Source organism: Mycobacterium sp. 48b (assembly GCF_048282725.1).
In the GTDB taxonomy this organism is placed as follows: domain Bacteria; phylum Actinomycetota; class Actinomycetes; order Mycobacteriales; family Mycobacteriaceae; genus Mycobacterium.
In genome coordinates this window covers 1,825,384-1,849,837 of the sequence record NZ_JBLVUL010000001.1, presented here as the reverse complement: position 1 = coordinate 1,849,837, position 24,454 = coordinate 1,825,384, and the positions used below count along the sequence as shown (strand labels likewise).

Below are 24,454 nucleotides of genomic sequence, written 5' to 3'. Positions count from 1 at the left end.
GGCCGGCTATCGGCTGTGGAGGTAGAGATGGACTTCGCCCCGAACCCGGACCATGAAGCCCTGCGCAAGGGCGTGCGCCAGGTGACCGCACGATTCGATGACGATTACTGGGCCGCCTGCGACCGGGACCACCGCTTCCCGGACGAGTTCTACCGGTCGCTGGCCGCGGGCGGCTGGCTCGGCATCGCGATTCCTGAAGAGTACGGCGGCGCCGGGCAGGGCATCACCGAAGCGTCGCTGTTACTTCAGGAGATTGCGCAGTCAGGTGCCGCGATGAACGGGTGCAGCGCCATCCACCTGACGATCTTCGGGATGAACCCCGTGGTCAAGCACGGCTCCCCACAGCTGCGCAAGCAGCTGCTGCCCAAGGTTGTCTCCGGTGAGCTGCACGTGTCTTTCGCGGTCACCGAGCCCGACGCGGGCACAGACACCAGTCGGATCACGACCCGGGCTCGTCGCGACGGCGACCACTACGTCGTCAACGGCCGGAAGGTGTGGATCACCAAGGCCCAGCAGGCTGACTACCTGCTGCTCCTCACCCGCACGACGCCCCGCGAGGAGTGCGCCCGCCCGGTCGACGGGATGACACTGTTTCTGGCACCGCTCGACCGGTCGGCCGTGGAGATCCGAGAGATCCCGAAGATGGGCCGCAACGCCGTGAATTCCAACGCGCTGTTCATCGACAACCTGCGCATCCCCGCCGATCACCGAATCGGCGACGAAGGCACGGGGTTTCATTACCTGCTCGACGGACTGAATCCGGAGCGCATCCTGATTGCGCACGAGGCGATCGGAATCGGCCGAGCGTCGATCCGACGCGCTGTGGACTACGCCAACCAGCGGGTGGTGTTCGATCGTCCGATCGGCAAGAACCAGGGCATCGCATTCCCGTTGGCGGAAGCCACCATGCGACTGGATGCAGCCGAGCAGGTGGCCAACAGGGCGGCCTGGTTGTACGACCACGGCCAGCCGTGTGCCCGCGAGGCCAACAGCGCCAAATTCCTGGCCGCCGACGCCGGGTTCTTCGCCGCCGACCACGCCGTCCAGACCCACGGCGGGTTCGGCTTTGCCAGCGAGTACCACGTGGAGCGGTACTTCCGCGAGGCGCGGCTGATGAAGATCGCGCCGGTTTCCCAGGAGATGGTGCTCAACTACATCGCCGAGCACGTACTTGGGCTGCCGAGGTCATATTGAGCGGCTGACTATCGGCAACCCGCTGGGGGCGGAAGACCACCGCATCGGCCACGCGCCGGCTAAGCGAACGGAGTAACGACATTGACTGCAAACACGAGCCCGCCACCGGATTCGGAGGCCGGCGGAACCGAGGCGGTGTTGGATAAATCGCTGCGCTACGCCGTGCCCGCAGCCAAGCTGTACGAGCTGTTGGTGTCCGAAGACGCGGCGTCACACTGGATGGGTGCTGAAGTGACCATCGACCCGACCGTCGACGGCGAGATCCGGGTGAGGATGTCCGGGTGGCCGGAGGTCGTCGGCGAGTTCCTCAAAGTGCTCGAGCCGGAGCGGCTGGTGGTGCGTTGGCAGGCCGCGGATTGGGGGCGGCCGCTAGTCAGCACCATCGATGTCCATGCCGACGGGCCAAACGACAGTAGGCTCTCCGTGCGCGAATCGGGCTTCGGCTCCGATGATGACCTGCTACGGCGGCGGGACTGGCTATGGTCGCACTGGTTGGTTCGGTTGGCGGCATCGGGTGCCCAGCTGGGTTTTGTGGAGGCGATACCCCAAGCCGCGCCCAAGCCGCTGGGTTGACTTAACTGCCGGACCGCCCGCCATCGGTATCGCCAGCCACGATCAGAAACTTGTCGGTAGGTGAAATCAGCGGGATATCTTGTCGGTAGGTGAAATCAGCGGGATATGTTCTGGCCGCGATCGGGTTCGACCCGGCTGGTGTTCTAATAGGAGTCGTCGATCGTGCAGAGCGTGGTCCCGGCCGCGACAGACATGCCGACCGACACTGCAAGAGACATCACGGTTCCTGCACGGTGCGCCAGCACCGGGTTCTCCATCTTCATCGCCTCGACTATTGCGATCAAATCTCCTTTGTTGATGGATTGTCCGTCGGCGACAGCGACGCGGACCAGGGTTCCATTCATCGGCGCGGTGACGCCGTCACCGGCGACCTCTTCGTCGTCGGCGTGCCGAAGCTGCCCCGATTCCCGGCGAATCGCCACAGCCCTGTCCCCCAGAGTTGCCAGACCGGGAACGTGCACCGACATCAGCCGGCGCCCCACGCGGACGTTGAGGTGGTCACCGGCTGATTCGGGCTCGAGCACGATCTGATCGAGGTCTTCCTCGATCCAGCGATTGTGTACCTCGAACGCATAGTCGCCGGCGAACGCCGGATGGTCGAGGATCTGACGGTAAACCGAGACCGGCGTGTGCACTCCCTCGATTCGTGTTTCCGCAAGGGCCCGCCGAGCTCTGCCGACGGCCTGGGTGCGGTCGCGCCCGGTCACGATGAGTTTGGCGAACATCGAGTCGAATCGGCCGTCGACCGTGTCGCCCTCGACAACGCCGGTGTCGACCCGGACCCCCGGTCCGGTTGGCAGCTGAAAACGAGTGAGTGTGCCCGGCGAAGGCAGGAAACCCATCGCCGGGTCCTCGGCGGTGAGGCGGAACTCGATGCTGTGGGCGCGTGCCGGTGGTGCGTCGGTTGCGAGCGCAGCTCCCCCCGCGATGCGGAATTGCTCGGCCACCAGGTCGAGGCCCGTGCTCTCCTCGGTGACCGCGTGCTCGACCTGCAGTCGGGTGTTGACCTCGAGGAAGGACAGCGTGCCGTCCGCGCCGAGCAAATATTCGACGGTGCCGGCGCTTACGTACCCGGCGGCACGACAGATTCGCTGTGACGAGCGACGCAGAGCCTGCTCCTGGTCTGGGGTGAGAAACGGTGCGGGCGCCTCCTCGATGAGCTTCTGGTTGCGGCGCTGCAGGGAGCAGTCCCGCAACCCGACAACGAGCACGGTTCCGTGAGTGTCGGCGAGCACTTGCGCCTCGACGTGGCGGGCGCGGTCGAGAAATCGCTCGGCGAAGCACTCGCCGCGACCACATGACGCGGCTGCCTCGCGGGTGGCCGCAGCGAAGGCCTCGGGGATTTCGGCCTCGTCGCGCACAACCTTGAGTCCGCGGCCGCCGCCCCCGAAGGCCGCCTTGATCACGAGTGGAAATCCGTGGCGCCGAGCAAAGTCCGCGACTTCCGCGGCATCGCGAACGGGTGCTGTGGTCCCCTCGGCCAGCGGGGCACCAACGTCGCGCGCGATCTTGCGGGCGGCGACTTTGTCGCCCAGCCGGCGAATCGTGTTGGGCGGCGGGCCGATCCAGACCAGCCCTGCGTCGAGCACGGCCTGGGCGAAATCGGCATCCTCGGACAGGAAGCCGTACCCAGGGTGCACGCAGTCGGCATCAGCCGCGAGGGCAGCGCTGACCAGCGCGCTGCGATCGAGGTAGGTCGACGCCAAATCGGTGCCGCCCAAGGCGACAGCCTCATCGGCTTCCCGCACATGCAGGGCGTAACGGTCGGGCTCCCCGTAGACGGCGACGCTGCGCAGTCCGGCGTCGCGGGCCGCGCGGATTACCCGCACGGCGATTTCGCCGCGGTTAGCGACGAGAACGCTTCTCAGCGGTGCGGGCGGTTCGTCGGTCAGCACCGGGAGTCTCCTGTTCGACGGGCGATCACGCGAGCGCGACCACATAGAAGGCGGTCGAGCCCGCGTTCGGAGTAGATCAAGTGGTCTTGGTGCTCTTGGTGCGGCCCCCATTCGGCACGCCATCGTCGCGAGGGCCGCGAGGTCGCCGGTGCATGAGGCCGGTCCGCCGGGCCCGGCAGACCAACTCGTCGCGCTGGTTGTAGGCCCGATGCTCGAACACGACGAGACCGGCGTCGGGCCGTGATCGCGAAGGCCGGGCCGCGACGACCTCGGTTTCGACGCGCACGGTGTCGCCGGGGAACACCGGCTTCGGAAAGCTGACGTTGTCAAGCCCGAGCTGGGCGACGATTGTGCCCAGGGTCAGCTCGGGAACCGACAGCCCGACCACCAGCGCGACGGTGAACATGCTGTTGACCAGGGGACGGCCGAACTCGGTCGAGGCTGCGTAGTCCGCGTCCAGGTGCAGTGGCGCGGGGTTCATCGTCATCGTCGTGAACAGCACGTTGTCGGTTTCGGTGACGGTGCGCCGGTTTGCGTGCCGGACCATGGTCCCGACCTCGAGCTCTTCGAACCAGCGGCCGGACACCGCGCGCTCGTCAGTTCCTGTCATCGGTCCTCCTGCCGGGAAAGGGGTCAGCGGAGAATTCGGGCTGCGTGGTCGCCGCCCCTGCTCGGGAGGTCCTGGAGCGCGTGGTGCGCATGGCGCTCACTCCCGGACCGCGTTCGCGACAACGTCCAATGCGGACAGATCCTCAACCGCACTGGTGTCGCCGGTCGGCTTCCCGTGCACGACGAAATCGCGCAGCAACCGGCGCATCGTCTTGCCGGTCCGTGTCTTCGGCATCGATTCGGTGAGGTAAACGCGATCCAGCTGGGCGTAGCCGCCCAATTCATCGACGACGCGGCGCTTGATGTCTTCCCGTACGTCCTCGAGCGCGACGTCGTGGCCGAGCGTCACGAACGCGACCGGCACCGTCCCCTTGGTCTCGTGCGGCACCCCGACCACCGCCGCCTCGACGACGCCGGGGTGCGCGGTGACGACGGCCTCGATCTCCATCGTCGAGATGCGGTGCGCCGCCACATTGATGACATCGTCCGCGCGGCCCAGCACCCACAGGTGCCCGTCGAAATCGACGACCGCCTCGTCGTGAGTCGCGTAGCGGCCGGGGAAATCGGAAAAGTAGGTGGCGAGGTAACGGTTGTGGTCATCCCACACGGTGCGCGCAAGTGTGGGGAACGGGGCGGTCAGCACCAGGTTCCCCTTGACGCCCGGCGGGACCGGCTCGCCGTCGCGATCGACCACCGCGTACTCATGCCCCGGGGCGGGGGTGCCGACCGAACCGGCCTTCAGTGCCTCCACCCCATACACCGGGTAGGTCCAGGTCGAGCCGGTCTCGGTCTGGCCGTAGGCGTTCACCACCGGGATGCCGAAGGTGTTCGTCGTCCACTCGAAGGTGTCCGCGTCGAGCGGCTCGCCCTGCATCGTGATCAGCTTCAGGCTCAGAGGATGTTCGGCGGCCAGGTCGTCGCCGAACTTGCGCAGCATGCGGGCGAAAGTCGGTGCGGCAAGTACCTTGGTGACTCGATGCCGCTGGCAGATCTGGTAAAACCGGGCGGCGGTCGGGGTGTCGGGGGCGCCCTCGTAGCAGGCGATTGTCATGCCGCAGGCCAGCCCGCCGACGACGGCCTGGATCGGAAAGGTCAGCCAACCGACATCGGCGGCCACCCAGTACACGTCATCCGGCTCGTAGCCGACCTGCCAGTGGGCATTCGCCCACGCGCCGAGGAGGAAACCGGCGACGGTGTGCACCAGGCCTTTGGGTTTGGCCTCCGTGCCGCTGGTGAAGATCAGAAACGACGCCTCGTTCGGGTCGAGCGGCACCGGCGGTGTGCCCGCGGCGCCCGCCTCCAGGATTGCGCCGTAGGCGTGCTCGCCCTCCTGGAGCGCGACGCGGTTGCCGGTTCGGTCCACCACGACCGTGGCGCGCACGGAGGGAGCGCGCGTGCGGGCCAAGCGCAGGGTCTCCAGCAGCGGGATGAGCCGGCCGCGCCGGTAGCTCGCGTCGGCCACCACCACCACGGAGGCGCGCGCCGCCTGCAGCCGCGACGCGACCGCGTCTTCGCCGAACCCGGAGAACAGGACGGTGTAGATCGCGCCGATCCGGTTGCAGGCGTGGATGGTGGTGAACGCCTCGATCAGGTTCTGCATGTAAACGCCCACGACGTCACCCTTGCGGACGCCGAGCGCGAGCAGTCCGGCCGCCAGACGTGAGACTTCGTCGGCCAACTCGGCATAGCTCAGTGTGCGGACGTCACCGGGTTCGCCCTCCCAGATCACCGCCGTCCGTTCTGCGGTGGCCTGCTGCTCGGCCCACCGGTCCACACAGTTGTCGGCGACATTGATCCGTCCGCCCTCGAAGTAGCGGAAGTCGGACATATCGCCGGTACGCACGGTGCGCCAGGGTTGTGACCAGCGTTGCTGGCGCGCCACCCACTCCCAGTAGTCGTCGGCGGTCACGAAGGACCGGGCGTGCTCCAACGCGGCCACCCGCCCCGGCACGACCCACGCCGGCGGAAGGGGGCGCAGTGGGTCGGCGATGAGCTGGGTCAGCGGGTCGGACGAAGTGTTGCGCGGGGTGTCCTGAGTTCTGCGTTGCGACATCGTTGTCCTCCGGGGCGGGTAGCTGGCTACACGGGGCTGATCAGGTGATGGCGGCGTCGCGACGACCGGGTCCAACGGTCGGCGTCGACCATCCTGGCGACCAGCTCGGCGCGTAGCGAACCCGGGCCGACGACGGCATCGACGACGAGATCGCTGGCCATCCGGAACAGGTCGACGTCGGCCTGCTGCTCGACGGTACGGGCAGCGATGTACGCGGCGCGCTCATCCTCGTCCGCGATGGCTGCCATCTTGTTGGCGTACACCGCGTTCACCGACGCCTCGGCGGACATGGCTCCAATGGTGGCCGTCGGTAACGCGAGAGTGGCCCGGGGTTCGAAGCCGGGGGCACACATCGCGTAGTAACCGGCAGCGTAGGCCTTGCGCAGCACGACGGTGTACTTCGGCACCTCTGCAGATGACATCGCGGCCACCATCTTGGCGCCGTGCCGGATGATGCCTTGGCGCTCGACCTCGACGCCGACCATGAAGCCGGGAACGTCCTGAAGGAACACCAACGAGATGCCGAACGCATCGCACATCGAGATGAACCGCGCCGCCTTGTCCGCGGAGTCCACGAAGATGGCCCCGCTTCGGACGCTCGGCTGGTTCGCCACGATGCCGACGACACGGCCGTCCAGCCGGGCGAGGCCCACCACGATCTCCCGCGCCCAGCGGGCTTTGATCTCGAAGAATGACCCACCATCGACGATGCCGTCGATCACGTCACGGACGTCGTAGGCGGTGTTGGGGTCGTCGGGAACCACGTCCCCCAGCGGCCGCTCGGGCTCAGCGGCCCCGCGCCGCGCGGGCGGGGCGCGAAAGTCGTCCGGCAGGTACGACAACAGCAGCCGGGCCGCCGCGATGGCCTCCCAGTCGGTGTCGAACACCTCGTCGCCGCACCCGGAGACGGTCGCGTGCATCATCGCCCCACCCATCTCCTGCAGCGTGGTGCGCTCACCGGTGACCTTCTCCGCGACACGCGGACTGGCCAGATACATCGATGCGTTCCCGTTGACCATGCCGACCCAGTCGCAGAAGGCGGGCATGTAGGCGCCGCCGGCGGCCGACGGTCCGTGCAGACAGCAGATCTGCGGCACCCGCCCGGACAGCCGCACCTGCATGTGAAAGATCGCCGACGCGCCGCGGCGGCCCGGGAAAAAACCCATCTGATCGGTCAGCCGCCCGCCCGCGGAATCGACCAGATATACCACCGGAAGCAGGTCTCGATCAGCCCGTTCGAGAATGCGGATCTGCTTTTCGCAGGTCAACGCCCCCCAGGAGCCGGCCTTCACCGTGAAGTCGTGCGCGATCACGGCGACCGGACGGCCCTCCACGCCGCCGACACCGGTGATCACACCATCGGCCGGCAACCCGGCGTCGGCAGCCGACGCCAACAAGCCGTCCTCAACGAACGTCCCCGGATCGAACAGCACCGCGAGACGGTCCCGGACGGGCAGCTTTTCCGGCCAGCGGGTGCAGTCCCCGCCGCGGCGGGCGTGGTCGATGGCGGCCGCGACATCCCGGGTGGTCGGTCGACCATCGGCGGCCACATTCGGCACGGTGGTGGTAGTCGCCGTCACGACGCCATCGCCTTGGCCAGGATCTCGAGCTGCACCTCGTCGGCGCCGCCGCCAATCCGCAAAATCCGGGCGTCGCGGTAGTGCCGCGCGATCGGCGCCTCTTCGACAAAGCCGGCGCCACCGAACAATTGCACGGCCTCGTCGACGATCCGGTTGGCCGCCACCGCGGCGAAGTACTTCGCCCGGGCCACCGATGAACCCGCCTCGGGATGCCCACAATCGAGCCGCACCGCGCCCCGGTACGTCAGCAACCGGGCCGCCTCCAGCTCGATTTCCATCACCGCGATTCGGTGTCGAACCGTCTGCAGGTGCGCCAACGGAGCGCCAAAGACCTCCCGCTCGCGCACGTAGGCCCTGACCAGGTCCAAGCACTCAGCGGCATGCCCGAGGCCCATCCCGGCGAGGGCGATTCGCTCCAGCTGAAATCCCTGCATGATCTGGTGGAAGCCGCGGTTCTCGGCACCGACGACGGCGGAGGCCGGCACGGCGACCTCGTCGAGAATGACCTCACGAGTGTCCGAGGAGTGCCAGCCCATCTTGCGCAGCGGCCGACCCACCGCCAAGCCCGGGGTGTCACGCTCAACCGCGAACAGAGTGATACCCGAATGCCGCGGCCCTCCGGTACGGGCGGCCACGATTATCACGTCGGCCAGGCCCGCGTTGGTGATGAACATCTTCCGCCCGGCGAGCACCCAGCCGTCGTGGGTACGGCGGGCCCGCGTGGTAATGCCCGCGACATCGGACCCGGTCCCCGGCTCGGTGACCGCGATGGCGGCCACCGCTTCACCCGCGGCGAGCGGCGCAAGCCAGCGCTGCCGCTGCTCGTCGGTGCCATCCCGGACCAGGTGAGGGCCCGCCATGTAGGCGCTGACCAGGGCGGTCACGGCGATACCGCCGCTCGCGCGGGTGAGTTCCTCGGCAAGGATCGCGACGGCAAGCGCGTCGCCGCCCGATCCGCCGTACTCCTCGGGCATCATCAGACCCAGCAGGCCGGCGGCACCCAACGGTTTCCACAGTTCGGCGGGGAAGACGCCACCGGATTCGGCGGTGTCGACCAGCGGACGGACCTCCCGGTCGGTGAAGTCGCGACATACCTCGCGAAAAGTCGCGTGATCGTCGTCGAGTTCCCACGGCATCGCATCGCCCCGTAAAATTAGACCGACCGGACGGTCGAGATTTTTCCCGGAGGCGGCTGCCCGTGTCAACCCCTACGAGAGATACCGTGGACACTCCGGGTCGGTCGGCAGACGGGAGCAGATATGGCGCGGAGCGCGCCGTACAAGGCGTCGCTCAGGAAAGCGGACGCTCAGCGGCAGCGGGTGCTCTCCGAGTCGATGGAAATCTTCAGCAGACGTGGCTTCCGCGCCACCTCGATGAACGAAATCGCGGCGGCCGTCGGCCTGTCGAAACCCACGCTGTACCACTACTTCCGAAGCAAGGAAGAACTGCTGGTGCGGCTCTACTTGAACATGCTCGACGAGAGTCTGGAGATGGGCCGAAAGACAGTCGCCGAAGCGGATTCCCCGCTGGCCGCAATCCGCAGTCTCATCGCCTCGCGGGTGGCCTATACCTGCCGCAATCAGGCACTGCTCACGGTGTGCTTCGAGGAGGAGCAGGAATTGCCCGTCGAGCTCCTCACCGAGGTGCTGCAACGTCGACGCACCTTCGAGGAGCTCTTCCTCGCTGCTCTGCGGGAGCACCTCGCACGGCACCCCGGCAAACTCGTGGGGATGACCCCCACGGTCTACGTGAACATGTGCCTCGGAGCGGCGAACTGGTGCTACAAGTGGTTTCGAGCCGACGGAGCGGCCAGCCCCGAGGAACTCGGCGAGCAGATTGCCCGGTCTCTCACCACACCGCTCGACCCCGACGATGACACCGCGCCGCCAGAGCCCACCGACGCAGCTGACGCGCCGTCGGCATCGGTGCCGTACGTTCGCCCCCGAAACACCCGCCGGCCCTACGGCGTCACGACAACGCGATCATCAGACAACGGCGGTTAGCCAGTACCGTTCGCAACGTCTGAACGCGTACCGGGCTCACTGCGCATGGGTGATGACGCCCCGGATGTTGTGGCCGTCCCGCAAGTCCTGGTAGCCCTCATTCACCTGCTCGAGCGTGTACGTCTTCGTGACCAGCTCGTCGAGTTTCAGCTGACCGGCGTCATAGAGCCGCAACAGCTTGACGATGTCGTACTGCGGATTGGCCGAACCGAACAGCGTGCCCTTGATCGTCTTCTCGAACAGCGTCATCACCCCGCCAGAGACATGCACGGTCAACTTCTCCGGGTTGGCCAACCCGGTGATCACCACCGTGCCGCCCCGCCCGACGACGTTGAAGGCCTCGGTCACCACCTGCTCATCGACGGTGCCGACGGTGATGATGGCCTGATCAGCCATCTGCCCCCAGGTCAACTCGGTCACCTTTTCGGCGGCCTCCTCGGCCGTCGCGACAACGTGCGTTGCGCCGAACTTCGCCGCGGTATTGCGCTTGAACTCGACCGGATCCACCGCGACCACATACTTCGCGCCGGCCTGCTTTGCGCCCTGCACCGCGTTGATGCCGATGCCGCCGATGCCATACACCACCGTGGTATCACCGGCACGGACGGCGCCCGCATAATTGGCACTCCCCCACCCGGTCGGCACACCGCAGCCCACCAAAACGGCTGTCTGCAGCGGCAGCCAATCATCGACCTTCACCACCGAATGCTCGGAGATGGTCGCGCGCTCGGCGAAGGTGCCCAGCATGCACATCGCGCCGAAATCGGTGTCGCCCATGTGGAAGCGGAACGACCCGTCGGGCATATTGCCATCGAGAATCGTCGCACCCATGTCGCACAGGTTGGAGCGCCCCGTCGCGCAATAGCGACACCGTCCACAGTTCGGGATGAAGCTACACACCACGTGATCACCCGGCTTGACCTTCGTCACGCCCGCGCCGACCTCCTCGATGATGCCCGCACCTTCGTGGCCGCCGACGATCGGGAACCGAGGCACCAGATCGCCGTCGGTCAGGTGCAGATCGGAGTGGCACAAACCGGCGGCCACATACCTGATCAGCACTTCGCCTGCCCGGGGGCCGTCAAGATCCAACTCGACGATCTCAAAGGGCTTGCCAGCCTCGAACAACACAGCCGCCCTGGTTTTCATTTTCTCCTCCTTCTGCACGTTGCGGTGGGTTCGCCGTCGCACCGGTTCAACTGAACTCAGAACCCTTCCTCGACCGATCGAAACATGCGACCAACCGTCTGGGCAATGGGTCAGCAGCCTGCACCTCAGCATCGCCAGCAGACGCGAAGTATCCGCCCGGGGCCTCCCATTGGCTATTGGGCGGTGTATCCCCCGTCCAGGACGAGCTCTGAACCGGTCATGAACGACGACTCGTCCGATGCGAGAAACAGCGCGCCACTGGCGATTTCCTCGGGTCTTCCCATCCGCCCCAGCGGTGTGGCGGCGATCAGCGCCGGTCGAGACTCGGCCGGGACCTCTTCATCCACCATTCCCGTGTCGATCACGCCGGGATGAAGCGAGTTCACCCGAATGCCCTCGGGTGCGTACTGAATCGCCGCGGTCTTGGTGAGCAGGCGCACCGCACCCTTGGTCGCCTGGTAGGCCGCGGCCGCACCACTGCCGATCAGGCCGTAGATCGAAGAGACATTGACGATCGAGCCCCCGCCGGCCCTGCGCATGGAAGGAATGGCGGACTTCATGCCCAGCCAAACCCCGGTCTGGTTCACGGCGACAATCCGGTTCCACACCTCCAGCGAGGTCTGCTCAACACCGGCCATGTCCAGGATCCCGGCGTTGTTGACCAATACGTTCAGTTCACCGAACACGGCAGTCGCGTGTTGGACCGCGCGGTCCCAATCCGCCTCGTCGGCAACGTCGAGCCGGGTGGCTGACACCGTAGCCCCCGAGTCCAGAAGTTCCTTTTCGAGGGACACCAGCGCGTCGTCACGAACGTCGGTGATGACGACGGAGGCACCTTCGGCGGCAAACAGCCGGGCCTCCGCTGCACCTTGTCCGCGCGCGGCTCCGGTGATGAGCGCAACCTTGCCTTCGAGGCGGTTCGTCATTTCTGCGTCTCTCTTTCCGATAGTGGTTGTCGGCCAGTTGTTGCGGCGCTGGCCGGGCGTGCCGGCGGTTTCAATCCGTGGTGAGGGCGATGTACTTCGTCTCCATGAAGTCTTCGAGCGCGTGGTGACCGCCCTCGCGACCGAGACCCGAGCTCTTGACCCCCCCGAACGGCGCAGCCGGGTCGGCCATCAGGCCACGGTTCACGCCGACCATGCCGACGTCGAGGCGCTCGCTGATGGACACCGCGCGCGAAATGTCTCGAGTGAACAGATAGCCCGCAAGTCCGTACTGCGTATCGTTTGCGAAGGAGACGGCCTCATCGATCGAGTCGACGACGAACAGGGGCGCCACCGGGGCGAAGAGTTCCTGACCGGAAAACTCGGGAGCCTTGTCCCGCATCGCCAGGACTGTCGGCTCGAAGAAGTAGCCGTCGCCGCCCACCGGCTTACCGCCCACAAGCACATCGGCCTGCGCGCCGACGACACTTTGGACTATGCCGGTGATCGCTTGCCGCTGTGTTTCGGAGATCATCGGCCCGACGTCGACCCCCGGCCGGTACCCCGGTCCGACGACCAGATTGCGCACCTCATCGACGAACAACTCGGTGAACTCCGCGGCGATACCCTGCTGCAGGATGATCCTGTTCGCGGCGACACAGGCCTGCCCCGCGTTGCGGAATTTCGCGGCGACGGCTGCTGCGACGGCATGCTCGACGTCGGCGTCGTCGAGGACGATGAACGGGCCGTTTCCTCCGAGTTCGAGTTGAACACTCACGACATTGCGCGCTGCCTGGCGCATCATCAACGAGCCGACGGCGACCGAGCCGGTGAAGCTGACCTTGCGCAGCCGCCGGTCGTGCATAAGTTCCGTAGACAGCTCCCCCGGACGAGAGGTATGGACCAGATTCAACACGCCTGCGGGAATGCCCGCGTCGATGACGGCCTGCATCAGCAGTGCCGAGCTCAGCGGCGTCTGCTCCGCGGGTTTCATGATTGCCGTGCATCCCGCGGCAAGCGCAGCGACGGCCTTGCGACCCGGGACGAGGACGGGAAAATTCCACGGCGATACGAGCAGGCTGGGACCGACGGGTTGCATCGTGGCGATGATCCGGAAATTGCCGCGCGAACCTCGGGCGAAGGAGCCATGCACGTGAGCCGCCTGCTCCGCCAGCCACTTGACGAAATCGAGCGTCAGCGCCATCTCGCCTGCGGCCTCGGATCGTGGCTTCCCCGCCTCAAGCACCATGAGGTCGATAAAGGCCTCCGCGCGTTCCGAGAGCAGCTGGTGGATGCCATGCATGAGGTCGCCGCGCACCCTCGGTGCCACGTCGGCCCACGCGGCCTGCGCGGCGTGGGCGGCGTCGAGGGCAGCTCGCGTGTGAGCGTTTGTCGCGTCTGAGACGGATGCGAATGGTTCCCCCGTCGCGGGGTCGACCACGTCGAAGGTGTCGCCGAGGTCGATCCATTCACCGTCGACGTGTAGTCCGGTCGGGATGGTGTGTTGGCGTGCGGTGCCGGGAAAGTTGACGGTGACCGTGCGAGACACCAGAACGTTCCTTTCGATGGGAGTCAACGAGCTTCGGCGCGGGTGGCCGGATTACGGCCTGCGCGCTGCGGCCCGCTCAGCTGAACTGAAAGCCCTTGTAGCCGGCGTCCTTGCATTCCGAGAGCACGTTGCGGTAGGCACCCAGACCGGCGAGGTAGAAGTAGACCGTGTTCTTCTTGCCGGGAATGTTGGCGCCGAAGATCCACGACTGTGCCTTCGGGAACAGCGTCGCGTCGGCGATCTCGCGGCAGGTGGCGGTCCAGTCCTGCTCGGCGTCGGCAGTCGGCTCCACGGCGGAGTAACCGGTCTGCTCCACGTGCTCGATCAGGTCGGTGGACCACTCCACCTGTGTCTCGATCGACGGCGGCAGGTTGGTGAAGGGGCCGTTGGGCCCGAGCACCATGAACATGTTCGGGAAGTTCGCGACCGCCGCCCCGAGATAGCTGGACGGTCCGTCCTTCCAGTAGTCCGCCATCGTGAGGCCATTGCGGCCTCGCAGGTCGAAGCGCTTGTAATTGCCGTCGACCGCATCGAACCCGGTGGCGAAGATCAGGATGTCGATCTCGTGCTCCACCCCGTCGGCGGTCCTGACGCCGGCAGGCGTGATCTCCGTGATCGGATTCTCCTTGACGTCCACGAGTTCGACGTTGTCACGGTTGAAGGTTGCGTAGTACCCGCCATCGCACAGCGGCCGCTTGGCATAGAGGTCCTTCGGCATCAGCTTGCGGGCCGTCTCGGGGTCCGTGACGATCTCGGCGATCTTGCCCTTGATGAAGTCCTGTGCGGCCTTGTTCGCGACCTCGCTGGTGGCGATGTCGGCGAAGGTCTCGAACATGAACCGGAAGCCGCCGCCCTTTTCCCACGCTCGCTCGAAGATCGCCAGCGCCTCCGACGACGACACGGACTCGTAGGTGGTGGTGCTCTCCTCGAAGCCGAAGGCGACGACCGAGTTGCGCACCTGCTCCCAGATGGCTTCGTAGTTCTCCTTGACGTCTGCGACGTACTCCCGAGAGACCGGCCCGTTGCCCACGGGGACGGTGAACTGGGCCGAGCGCTGGAACACGGTCAGATGGTCGACCTCGGGAGCGATCGCGGTGATGACCTGGACTCCGGTGGATCCGTTCCCGATCACACCGACCCGTTTGCCGGCCAGCTCGAGGTCGGCCGGCCACTGGCCGGTGTGCACGTGGACGCCTTGGAAGGTGTCGATGCCCTTGAGGTCGGGGAGGTTCGTGGCCGACAGCAGCCCCACCGCGGTGACGAGGTACTTCGCGGTGTGCAGTTCGCCGGTGTCGGTCCTGACGTGCCAGAGGTTGTCATTCTCGTGGAAGTGCGCCGCGACGACCCCGGTGTTGAGCTGAATATCGGGCCGCAGGTTCCAGCGGTCGGCCACGTGCTCGAGGTAGCGCAGGATTTGCGGCTGGGTGACGTAGCGGGTGTCGAAGTCCCACTCTTTCAGCAAGTCCTTGTCGCAGGAGTAGCAGTAAACGAACGACTCGGTGTCCGAGAGTGCGCCCGGGTAACGGTTCCAGTACCAGGTACCGCCTATGCCGCCGGCCTTGTCGAACAGTCGCACGTTCAAGCCGTGCTCGTCCCGCAGCTTCTTCAGGGCATACATCCCGCCGAAGCCCGCGCCGATAACGATCGCATCGTGGTGAGTGCTCATATCAGTCGGTCCTCTGTTCTCTTCGTGCCCGAGTTCGTCTGTCCGAGTTCGTCCGCCGGGAGGGTCAGCGGCGGTACCAGCTGCAGATCCGGGCGATTTCCGCGTCGGCCTCCGGGGCGCGCCCGGCGAGGCAGGGAAACACGTGCTGCATGCAGTCGACGACCGAGAGCGTCACCTCGGCGCCCGCCGCCGAGGCCCGGTCGGCGAGCCGGGTTGCGTCATCCAGCAGCGTTTCCGCCGAGCCGGCGCTGATGTACAGCCGCGGGAAACCGGTGTAGTCGGCGTACAGCGGGTTGGCGTGCGGATCATCGGGCTTGCCGGTCTCGCCGAGGAACATCGCCGACATCCCCTCGAGGATCTGCCGACTGACCAGGCCATCGCTGTCCGCGTTGGTGGTCAAGCTTTCGCCGGCGAGCTCCATGTCAAGCCATGGCGAGAGGGCGATCACCGCTCCGGGCAGCGGCGAGCCGTCGTCGCGGAGCTTCAGTACGGTGGCGACGGCCAGGTTGCCGCCGGCGGAGTCGCCGGCGGTGATGATGCTGCCGGGCGCGAAGCCTCGGTCCAGCAGCGCGCGATACACCGCGGTGACGTCCTCGATCTGCGCGGGGAAGGGATGCTCGGGCGCTCGCCGGTAATCGATGACGAACGCTGTCGTCCCGAGCGCTTTGGCGAGGTGTGCGGCGAGCTTGCGGTGGCTGGCCGCGGATCCGACGGCGAAGCCGCCACCGTGGGTGTACAGGACGACCCTCGACGTGTCCGCGCCGAGCGGGAGTGCCCAGATACCCTCGACACCGGCGACGATGTCCGACCGGTACGTCACGGCCTCGGGCTCCTTAGTCGGCTGGTGCCACTCGTCGAACATGCTGCGCAGCATCCCAATGGACATTTGCGGGTCGGCGGCCATGCGGCTGGTCCAGTCCCGGTAGAGCGCCTCGAGAAAGCCGGCTTCGGCGGAGACGGTCACGAGCGTTGCCTTTCGGATCACAGTTGCCCGGGGATTGTGATGTGGACAACTGAGTTACAGTGTGTGAGCGGCGCAATACCAACGACTGTTCCGATTTGAAACAGGGCGGCAGCGGCCACACGTTTCCGGGCTTCCACAGCTGGCCAACCCCCGGCCAAGACGAAAGGCCGCCCGAAATCACCATCCTCAGCGGTAGGCTTGTTCCCGGCGCTCTTGCGGACGCGCCGGCACGGCTCGCTTGAGAACGGGTTGGCGGGGCGAATTCCTCTCGGCGGACCGGGCGCCTGACAGTGGTTGCGTGAGTCCCGTCAGCCCTCGGAGGAACGATGGAGAGGCCTTCCAGTGGCATCGAGCTGGACCGCTTGCGAGCGGCCCGTGAGCGGCTGCGGGATCAAGGCGTGCTGCACCACGTCGACGTGTCGGGCACAGTCCGGGAATCGATCATGCGTAGCTGGCGCCGGTCGGCGAGCCAGGGCGTGCCCACGGGCCGGATTGCCTTTCAGCATCTCGATGCTCATGGACGTTCCGAGCTGCTGTGCCGGTCGGCCGATCCCGTGCTGGATCGCCTGCAGGCCGACCTGGACGGGCTCGGTGTGGCGGTTTTTCTCAGCGACCACAAGGGTCGGATCCTGTCCCGGCGGGCCGCCGGCAACGTGCAGCTAAGGAAGCTCGACGGCTCGTGTGCTGCAGAGGGGTTCGACTTCTCCGAGTGTGCTGTGGGAACCAATGGCATCGGTACGGTCCTCGAGGAGAAGGCCCCGCTGTTCGTCCGCGGAGGTGAGCACTTCAACGACCTGCTGGAGCCGCTGACCTGCGCCGGTGCACCCATCCGCATGGCTCCGGCCGGTCGCGTCCTCGGCTCGATCGCCCTGACCTGCTCGGTTGAAGCCACCAACCCGATGATGCTGACCCTGGCGGTGAACGCCGCCCGGCAAATCGAACAGGTGATGGCCGACCTGGACGGAGGGCGCAACAGGGCCCTTTTCGCCGCGCTCAACCCCAAGTCGGGCGCAGCGGGCCGGGCGCCGATGGTTGTACTGACCCCGGAAGCGGTCGTTTCCAACACCGCGGGTCTTCAGTTCGTCACCCCCGAGCACCACCCATTGCTGTGGGAGGCCGTGACAAACCAGACCTGGGGCAGCGAGCCGCGAACCATCGAACTCGACCTGCCCAGCGGACGCGTGCTCGCCGTGGCGGAGCGGCTCAGCGACCCCACCGGTCATGCCTACCGGCTGGAGTTCAGTCAAGATTCGAAAAGCAGCCGGGCAGCTCGCCGACGTGCACCGGAAACGGGCCGGTTCCTGCATCCTTTGCCGGCGATCGATGAGCGGCTGCAGTACGCACTTCGGGTTTCAAGGACGATCGCGATCGACGGTCGGGCTGGCACCGGGAAGTACCACCTGGCCCGAACAATCGCCGAGACCACCCCGCAGTGCCCCACGCGGGTGGTCGACGTCGCAGCATTCGCCGCCGAGCGCGACACCGGGTGGCTCGCGGATGCGGCCGATGCGCTGTCGAGCGGCGGCCACGTCATCGTGCGCCACCTGGAACTGCTGGACCCTGGGTCGGTCGACAAGGTCACGGCGCTGACGGCGTTGACCACCGCAGCGGGCGGCGGGAAGGGTCGACTGCTGCTCACCGTCGACCTGCGAGCGGCGAGCGATCACGTCGCCGAATTGGTGAAGGGCGCGGCGACCGTTGTCACGCTGCCCAACCTGTGCGACATGAAGGAGCAGATACCCGCAATCGCCGAGGCCATCCTCTCCGGCCTGGAAGGAATCCGGCCCGGCACCACCTTGGCATCCGCCCCCCGACAGGCGCTCATGGCCTACCCGTGGCCGGGCAACATCAAAGAGCTTCGCCAGGCGATGGTCGACGTTGCGGCCACCAGGCCGGGATGGCTTGTCCAACTCGAGAATCTGCCTCTGAGCCTGAGGGACGCGGCGCACAAACGTCAGCTGACCGGCTATGAAAGAGCCGAACGCGACGCAATCCTTGCTGCCGTCCAGGAAGCCAACGGCAATCGCTCCAAGGCGGCGGCACTGCTTGGGATCGGGCGAACCACCCTGTACCGCAAGATCCGTTCCCTCCACATCGACTGCCCCGACACCATGTTCACCACCACGAGCGGTGGCTGACGATGCATCCGACCCGGTCAAGTACGGTGCGACCGGATCTCGGCGAGCCGGGGCGGCCCGCGCCGGAGCCCGGGCGTCACGATTGGAACCCTCGCACGAGCTGGTTGGCGATGATGCGGCGCTGGATCTCGCTGGTGCCTTCGTAGAGGCGAAACAGCCGGGCGTCTCGCTAAACTGCTCGACCGGTACCCCGTGCATGTATCCCATGCCGCCGTGGATCTGGACGGCCCGGTCGGCCAGGTTTAATTCGGTGAGTGCGAAGGACGCGACGATTAGGCCACCGGCCAGACCGGGTCGGTACCTGTTCCGGTGTTCCTGCGTGGCAGTAGTTGACCAGGACCTGTCCGGCGATGCCGTTGTTGGTGCCGCGCATGGACCGAAAGGCCGGGTTGGTCCAGCCCAGCTCCATCTTCTTCGTACATCGAGAGCCCGCGCCCGCCGTACCCTCCGGGATGGCGAATCCGAACAGACCCATAGCCCATAGCGGCGGCCTTCTCCCGGATCCGGTCGGGAATTCGATCCGTATCTCGTGCTCGGCCGCGACGACGTCTTTTCGGACGAACATTCGGACGGCGTCGAGAACTAATGCAATTCCTCGGATTCCACGGTGCGACACCGTCTCTTGCGCGTCCAAAACGCAATCGGGGATGCACTGTTGCCGCTTGTGCAAGAGTTGCGGGCTGTGGAGCTGCACCACCTCGAGGCGTTCCTCGCGGTCGCCGAGGAACTGCACTTCGGCCGGGCGGCCGAACGGCTGCATGTCGCCCAGCCCCCATTGAGCCGCACGATCAAACAGTTGGAGCGCGACCTGGGGGCCCACCTCTTTGAGCGCACGACCCGCAGCGTGCGGCTCACCAGCGCCGGCGAGGCTCTGCTCGATCCGGCGCGGCAGGCACTCGAGAGCTGCCGCGCCGCGCGTCGCGCCGTGCAGTCGGCGGGCCGCGGTGAGACCGGGTGCGTCCGAATGGGCTTCGCCGGCCCGTCGTCGCACCTCTTGGTCGGTCAGCTTGGTCGGCTCGTTCGCGAGCGCCATCCCGGCATCGAGTTGAGCCTGCAGAGCACGACGTATGCCGCCGAGGGGCTGCGTTCGGTGATGGACGGGAGTCTCGATCTCGCGATCGTGCGCTGGTCGGTGGAACCGCCCGCGATCTCGCACCGGATCGTCACCGTGGAGCACTACGTGCTCGTGGTCCCGAAGGGGCATCGGCTCGCCGGGCGAAATCTGGTGAGCATGGCGGAGTGCCGCGACGAGGCATTCGTCGCGCTGCCGGCCGACCCCGGATCCAGCCTGCGCGACGCGTTTACCCGCGCGGCCCACGACGCCGGCTACCCGCCGAACATCGTGCAGACCGCTCCGGACTCGTGGACCGTGATGGCGCTGGTGGCGGCGGGTGTCGGAATCACCTTCACCGTCGACGTCGCGGTCGCCAACGTTATCCAGGACGGCATTTCCGTGGTTCCGCTGCAGGAGGGCCGGACGCCGACGTACTCCAGGCTCGCCTGGCGAAAGGGCGACACGAACCCGGCGTTGCGGGAGGTCTTGCGTGCCTCGGAAGAGGCGCTGCCCACGCCCGACCTGCTAAACCGAGCGCACTGACTGGTTACCGGCTGCGGCGGCCCTGACCAGCGCCACTTAGCTGGCTGTCGCCAGAAACCCCGACGTCGTCGAACGTGAGGGTCGAGGCTGGAATTCTGCGGCGTTTTGCCGTCGGGCGGTATATCTGTTGCGAACGATTGATACCAGTGAGTGCATGAATCGACCAGCCAAGAAGTATTGGAGTTTTGACCTTCCCATCAGGGACGCTGAAAGTCGCTTCGCCTCCACCAGAGTTCTTCAGGGAGCCCGCATGGCCGAAACCAGCAAGGTCACCGACCTCGCGTCGGCGGTCGCGGCGCATGTGGCCGACGGCATGGTGATCGCCATGGAGGGCTTCGGCCACCTGATTCCATTCGCGGCGGCCCATGAGATCATCCGCCAAGGTCGCCGCGAGCTCACGCTCTGCCGGATGACGCCCGATCTGTTGGCCGACCAGTTGATCGCGGCCGGCTGCGCGCGTCGGCTGGTCGCCTCGTTTTTCGCAAGCGGTTCCGCCGGATCCCTGCACGAAGTGCGCCGGCGCATCGAACGGGCCGACCCGAGACCCCTTGAGGTGGAGGAGTACAGCCACTACGGAATGGTCTGCCGCTACCAAGCGGGCGCCGCGCGCCTGCCGTTCTTTCCCTTGCGGTCCTATGCCGGCAGTGACCTGCCGAAGCTCAACGCTCAGATCCGCAAGGTCGGCGATCCCTATGGCGGACCTGACGTCTACGTCGTGCCCCCGCTCCGGCCGGATGTCACGGTCGTGCATGCCCAGCGTGCCGACCGCTGCGGCAATGTTCAGATGTGGGGCATCCTAGGCGCCCAGCAGGAGGCCGCCTACGCCGCGCGCACCGTCATCGTCACCGTCGAGGAGATCGTCGACGCCGAGGTGATCAGGTCGGATCCGAACCGCACTGTCATCCCCGGGCACGCCGTCACCGCGGTCGCCCACTGCCCGGGTGGCGCGCACCCGTCGTATAGCCAGGGCTACTACGACCGCGACAACGCCTTCTACCGCGAGTGGACGCCGATCAGCCGTGACCGCGCGGCAGTCCTCGCGTGGCTCTCCCAGTGGGTCTACGAAGTGCCCGACCGGGAGGCATACCTCGAGCGGCTCGGAGAGGAACGCTGGACGGGCCTCCGCGTCGCCGACCGGCCATCACAGCCTGTCAACTACGGTGGTCGGGCCAGCCCAGTCTTGGAGCACTCATGACGACTCCGCCGCCCTCCGCCGTTGCCCCGTCGAGCACCGAGTTCCTCGCCGCCGTCGCTGCCCGCCAATTGGCCGGGAAAACCCGGGTCTTCGCCGGTGTAGGGCTGCCGACCCTCGCCGTCGACCTGGCGCGGCGCACGATCAACCCCGGCCTCGAGCTCGTGTACGAGTCCGGCGTCTGCGGCGCCCACCCCGAGGCACTGGCCGAGGGCATCGCAGACTCCGTTCTGGTGTCGGGCGCCGAGGCGGTGATCAGCATGCACGCGCTCTTCGGCTACGTGCTGCAGGGCGGCCACATCGACGTGGGCTTCCTCGGCGCCGCGCAGGTAGACCGCTGGGGCAGCCTCAACACCAGCATCATCGGCGACTGGGACAAGCCGAGCGTGCGGCTGCCCGGAGCCGGTGGCGCCACCGAGATCATGCCCAACGCCGGAGAGTGCATCGTCGTGCTGCGCCGACACGACCCCGGTGCACTTCCGCAACGGCTGGACTTCTGCACCTCGCCCAGCCCGGTGCGCGTGCGCGACGAGGATGTGCGGATGGTGCCCCCTGGTCATGGAGTGTCGACCGTCATCACTCCTATGGCGGTCCTTCGCCGGCCAGAGAAGTTCGGCGAGTTGCTCATCAGCGAGGTACATCCGGGGCTCACGGTCCAGGAAGTCAAGGCCGCAACCGGCTGGGACATCCGTGTCGCACCCGACGTCTGTGAGACGGCCCGCCCCACCCAGGAGGATGTCCGCCTGCTACGCGAGGAGATCGACACAGTGCGGCTGTACCTGCGATGACCTCTCCTGAACGCGCTCGCACCGAGGTTCATGTGACCGCGAGGCAACCGACACCCCGAAAGGCGCGAGCGATGCGTGACGTCGTCATCTGCGAGCCCGTTCGCACCCCCATCGGCCGCTACGGCGGCATGTTCAAGGACCTCACCGCCGTCGACCTGGGAGTCACCGCCCTGCGCGGCCTGCTGGACCGCACCGGCATCGACCCGGACCGGATCGGCGACGTGATCCTCGGGCACTGCAACGCCAACAGCGAAGCACCGGCGATAGGCCGGGTGATCGCCCTTGACGCCGGGCTGCCGGTCACCGTCCCGGGACAGCACCTGGACCGGCGGTGCGGGTCGGGCCTGCAGGCCGTGATCAACGCGGTGATGCAGGTGCTGACCGGCGCCCAGAACCTGGTCGTCGCCGGCGGCACGGAGAGTATGAGCAACGCGGCGTTCTACTCCACCGACATCCGATGGGGCGGCGCGCGCACCGGTGTTCGGATGCACGACGGGTTGGTCAGAGCGCGGTCCACAGCCGGCGGCCGGTTCCACCCGGTGCCCGGCGGAATGCTGGAGACCGCCGAGAACCTCCGACGCGAATACCGCATCCCACGCGAGGAGCAAGACCGGCTCGCGGTCAGCTCCCATCAGCGCGCAGTCGCGGCCCAGCAGGCCGGCGTCCTCGCCGAAGAGATTGTCGCGGTCACAGTGTCCGGCCGCAAAGGTGACACCGTCATCGACACCGACGAGCATCCGCGCCCGGGCGCCACGCTCGAAACACTGGCGAAACTCCGGCCGATCCTGGTCTCCTCGGACCCCGAGGCCACCGTGACCGCGGGCAACTCAAGCGGCCAGAACGACGCCGCTGCGATGTGCCTCGTAACCACCGCCGAGCTGGCCGACGAACTCGGCCTTCGTCCACTCGTCCGGATGGTCAGCTGGGCGGTCGCCGGGGTTCCCCCCAAGATCATGGGCATCGGCCCGGTGCCGGCCACCGAGGCGGCTCTCGCCCGCGCCGGACTGACGCTCGCGGACATGGAAGTGATCGAACTCAACGAGGCGTTCGCCGCCCAGGCGCTCGCCGTGATGCGTGAGTGGAAGTTCACCGAGGAGGATCTCACCCGCACCAACGTGCATGGTTCCGGCATCTCGCTCGGCCACCCGGTCGGCGCCACCGGCGTCAGGATGCTCGCCACGCTCTCGCGTGAACTGCACCGCCGGCAGGCACGCTACGGCCTCGAAACGATGTGCATCGGGGGTGGCCAAGGCCTGGCCGCGGTCTTCGAGCGGGTCAACTGACGGCTACCTCACCCTGTGCCAGCCCGCGCAGGCCGGGCGCTGCTGTGAGTCAGGCGTGCAGCGGCTGCTCACTGGGCAAAGCTGTCGATCAACAAGCGAAGGTCGGGCTCACCGCCAAAGGTCGGCGGGTAGAGCAGGGTTCGGTCGTACACCCCCGCCCAGCGTTGCTCGACCTGCCGGCGCACCTGTTCGGGTGTACCGGCGACGGCCATCGCGTCGATCATCGGGTCGCTGACCGCGGCCAGCATGGCGTCCTTCGATCCCTCTTTCCACGCGGCTCGGATCGCCTCCGCTTCGCGCATGAACCCGCCGAGTTCGAGGATCGGGTTGTAGGTCTTGACGGTCGAGTAGAACGCGATCTGCGCCGCGGCGCGGGCGCGGGCGCGCTCTTCGTCGAGGTCCACCGAGCAAATGAGGTATCCCGCGATGGGCACATCCGGCCGCCGGCCGGTGCGCGCGGCACCTTCGGCCAGCATCGGCCGAACCACCTGCTCGACGTAATCACGGGTGTACAAGGGGTGGCCGACCAGACCGTCGGCCACCGCGCCCGCGGCCTGCACCATGCGCCGGTTCACGCCTGCGAGATAGATCGGGATGTCAGTGCGCAGCGGCGCCGACACCGCGGCGGTCGGCTGGACATGCAGGCGGTAGAAGCGCCCGTCGTGGGCGATCGGGCCCTCGTGCAGCCGCCACAGGTTGCGCAACAGGCCGACAAGTTCCTCGATGCGCGCTGCCGGGTGCAGGCCATCAAGTCCGTGCCAGTCCTGCTGCATGCGCGTGGTGCCGGTGCCCAGGCCCAGCAGCAGCCGACCGCGGGAGAGCGCGTCGAGATCGCGCGCCTCAGCGGCGAGCACCAACGGCGTTCGCCCGAACCCGTAGGCGATGCCGCTGCCGAGTTCGATCGTCGATGTCGCGGTGGCCATCGCGGCCAGGGCGATCGTGGCGGATCGATCGTAGAACTCCGCGGCCCACACCGATTCGAAGCCGGCCTTTTCCGCTGCGACGGCCGCGTCGCGCAACTGATCGATGTCGGCGCCGAAACAAACAAGGGAAGGCCTGCCCGTGCTGGAAGCAGAGTCTGAAGAACCCATCGCCCCGCCTTCGTCAGCCGTCGATACCGTCATGCACGCACCCGCCAATCGTCTGATATGCACGCCCGCAGGGTGAGGTGACAGGGATCACAAAGCCTGTACTATACCTCCGTATGCTTATAACAAATCGGCCGGTGGTATGCGGTGACGCTACAGCGCCGGGAACGGGTCTTCTCGACCGAAGAGCAAGTTCGCAATGCCTTCGGT

20 protein-coding genes are annotated in these 24,454 nt (G+C 66.9%); 8 read left to right on the top strand and 12 right to left on the bottom strand.

Features of this window, described 5'->3' with window-relative positions; genetic code table 11:
- Positions 1-27 precede the first annotated feature (27 nt).
- Both ACNQR1_RS08700 and ACNQR1_RS08695 read left to right on the top strand, forming a co-directional pair.
- Positions 28-1,194, top strand: a complete 1,167-nt coding sequence (locus tag ACNQR1_RS08700) for an acyl-CoA dehydrogenase family protein (protein WP_095785406.1) — start codon at positions 28-30, stop codon at positions 1,192-1,194.
- Positions 1,195-1,275: 81 nt separating this feature from the next.
- A complete protein-coding gene (locus tag ACNQR1_RS08695; RefSeq protein WP_095785405.1) occupies positions 1,276-1,767 on the top strand; it encodes an SRPBCC family protein in 492 nt (163 codons plus the stop codon).
- A 143-nt stretch (positions 1,768-1,910) separates the two neighbouring features.
- On the opposite strand, the gene ACNQR1_RS08690 is transcribed toward ACNQR1_RS08695, so the two are convergent.
- From ACNQR1_RS08690 to ACNQR1_RS08670, 5 genes are all read right to left on the bottom strand, one after another.
- Entirely contained in the window at positions 1,911-3,659 is a 1,749-nt protein-coding gene (locus tag ACNQR1_RS08690) for an acetyl/propionyl/methylcrotonyl-CoA carboxylase subunit alpha (RefSeq protein WP_371277653.1), read from the bottom strand.
- A 79-nt stretch (positions 3,660-3,738) separates the two neighbouring features.
- Positions 3,739-4,248: a MaoC family dehydratase gene (locus ACNQR1_RS08685; RefSeq protein ID WP_198419703.1), complete on the bottom strand. Its 510-nt coding sequence runs from the start codon at positions 4,246-4,248 to the stop codon at positions 3,739-3,741.
- Positions 4,249-4,368: 120 nt separating this feature from the next.
- Complete coding sequence (locus ACNQR1_RS08680; protein ID WP_095785402.1) at positions 4,369-6,324, bottom strand: AMP-binding protein; 1,956 nt, start codon at positions 6,322-6,324, stop codon at positions 4,369-4,371.
- A 26-nt stretch (positions 6,325-6,350) separates the two neighbouring features.
- On the bottom strand, positions 6,351-7,904 hold the full coding sequence (locus ACNQR1_RS08675; protein WP_198419701.1) for an acyl-CoA carboxylase subunit beta: 1,554 nt from the start codon (positions 7,902-7,904) through the stop codon (positions 6,351-6,353).
- Entirely contained in the window at positions 7,901-9,040 is a 1,140-nt protein-coding gene (locus ACNQR1_RS08670) for an acyl-CoA dehydrogenase family protein (RefSeq protein ID WP_095785401.1), read from the bottom strand. Before ACNQR1_RS08670 ends, ACNQR1_RS08675 begins: the two co-directional genes overlap by 4 nt.
- Positions 9,041-9,163: 123 nt before the next feature.
- Between ACNQR1_RS08670 and ACNQR1_RS08665 the strand changes: the two genes are divergently transcribed.
- The gene (locus ACNQR1_RS08665; RefSeq protein WP_095785400.1) at positions 9,164-9,907 is read left to right on the top strand and encodes a TetR/AcrR family transcriptional regulator; all 744 of its coding nucleotides are present in this window, start codon (positions 9,164-9,166) and stop codon (positions 9,905-9,907) included.
- Positions 9,908-9,943: 36 nt separating this feature from the next.
- On the opposite strand, the gene ACNQR1_RS08660 is transcribed toward ACNQR1_RS08665, so the two are convergent.
- The 5 genes from ACNQR1_RS08660 to ACNQR1_RS08640 all read right to left on the bottom strand — a co-directional run bounded on the left by ACNQR1_RS08660 (position 9,944) and on the right by ACNQR1_RS08640 (position 16,158).
- Positions 9,944-11,056, bottom strand: a complete 1,113-nt coding sequence (locus ACNQR1_RS08660) for an NDMA-dependent alcohol dehydrogenase (RefSeq protein WP_095785420.1) — start codon at positions 11,054-11,056, stop codon at positions 9,944-9,946.
- A gap of 173 nt (positions 11,057-11,229) precedes the next feature.
- Positions 11,230-11,982 (bottom strand): glucose 1-dehydrogenase, encoded by a 753-nt coding sequence (locus ACNQR1_RS08655; protein WP_095785399.1) that lies wholly within the window; start codon positions 11,980-11,982, stop codon positions 11,230-11,232.
- Positions 11,983-12,052: 70 nt separating this feature from the next.
- Entirely contained in the window at positions 12,053-13,528 is a 1,476-nt protein-coding gene (locus tag ACNQR1_RS08650; protein ID WP_232530506.1) for an NAD-dependent succinate-semialdehyde dehydrogenase, read from the bottom strand.
- A gap of 76 nt (positions 13,529-13,604) precedes the next feature.
- Positions 13,605-15,194, bottom strand: coding sequence for a flavin-containing monooxygenase (locus ACNQR1_RS08645; protein ID WP_095785398.1), 1,590 nt, complete (start codon positions 15,192-15,194; stop codon positions 13,605-13,607).
- 64 nt (positions 15,195-15,258) lie between these two features.
- On the bottom strand, positions 15,259-16,158 hold the full coding sequence (locus ACNQR1_RS08640; RefSeq protein ID WP_095785397.1) for an alpha/beta hydrolase: 900 nt from the start codon (positions 16,156-16,158) through the stop codon (positions 15,259-15,261).
- A gap of 326 nt (positions 16,159-16,484) precedes the next feature.
- Here ACNQR1_RS08640 and ACNQR1_RS08635 point away from each other — a divergent pair, with 326 nt between their 5' ends.
- Positions 16,485-18,296 (top strand): sigma-54-dependent Fis family transcriptional regulator, encoded by a 1,812-nt coding sequence (locus ACNQR1_RS08635; protein WP_095785396.1) that lies wholly within the window; start codon positions 16,485-16,487, stop codon positions 18,294-18,296.
- A 76-nt stretch (positions 18,297-18,372) separates the two neighbouring features.
- Here the strand turns inward: ACNQR1_RS08635 and ACNQR1_RS08630 are convergent, their stop codons facing one another.
- Entirely contained in the window at positions 18,373-18,453 is an 81-nt protein-coding gene (locus tag ACNQR1_RS08630; protein WP_142305035.1) for a hypothetical protein, read from the bottom strand.
- A 525-nt stretch (positions 18,454-18,978) separates the two neighbouring features.
- Between ACNQR1_RS08630 and ACNQR1_RS08625 the strand changes: the two genes are divergently transcribed.
- The 4 genes from ACNQR1_RS08625 to ACNQR1_RS08610 all read left to right on the top strand — a co-directional run bounded on the left by ACNQR1_RS08625 (position 18,979) and on the right by ACNQR1_RS08610 (position 23,156).
- Positions 18,979-19,893, top strand: coding sequence for a LysR family transcriptional regulator (locus tag ACNQR1_RS08625; protein WP_095785394.1), 915 nt, complete (start codon positions 18,979-18,981; stop codon positions 19,891-19,893).
- Positions 19,894-20,143: 250 nt separating this feature from the next.
- The gene (locus ACNQR1_RS08620) at positions 20,144-21,088 is read left to right on the top strand and encodes a CoA transferase subunit A (protein ID WP_095785393.1); all 945 of its coding nucleotides are present in this window, start codon (positions 20,144-20,146) and stop codon (positions 21,086-21,088) included.
- On the top strand, positions 21,085-21,873 hold the full coding sequence (locus tag ACNQR1_RS08615; RefSeq protein WP_095785392.1) for a CoA-transferase subunit beta: 789 nt from the start codon (positions 21,085-21,087) through the stop codon (positions 21,871-21,873). Before ACNQR1_RS08620 ends, ACNQR1_RS08615 begins: the two co-directional genes overlap by 4 nt.
- A 71-nt stretch (positions 21,874-21,944) precedes the next feature.
- Positions 21,945-23,156, top strand: coding sequence for an acetyl-CoA C-acetyltransferase (locus ACNQR1_RS08610; RefSeq protein WP_095785391.1), 1,212 nt, complete (start codon positions 21,945-21,947; stop codon positions 23,154-23,156).
- 68 nt (positions 23,157-23,224) lie between these two features.
- Here ACNQR1_RS08610 and ACNQR1_RS08605 read toward each other — a convergent pair whose 3' ends face one another.
- On the bottom strand, positions 23,225-24,280 hold the full coding sequence (locus ACNQR1_RS08605; protein WP_095785390.1) for an LLM class flavin-dependent oxidoreductase: 1,056 nt from the start codon (positions 24,278-24,280) through the stop codon (positions 23,225-23,227).
- Positions 24,281-24,454: the final 174 nt, after the last annotated feature.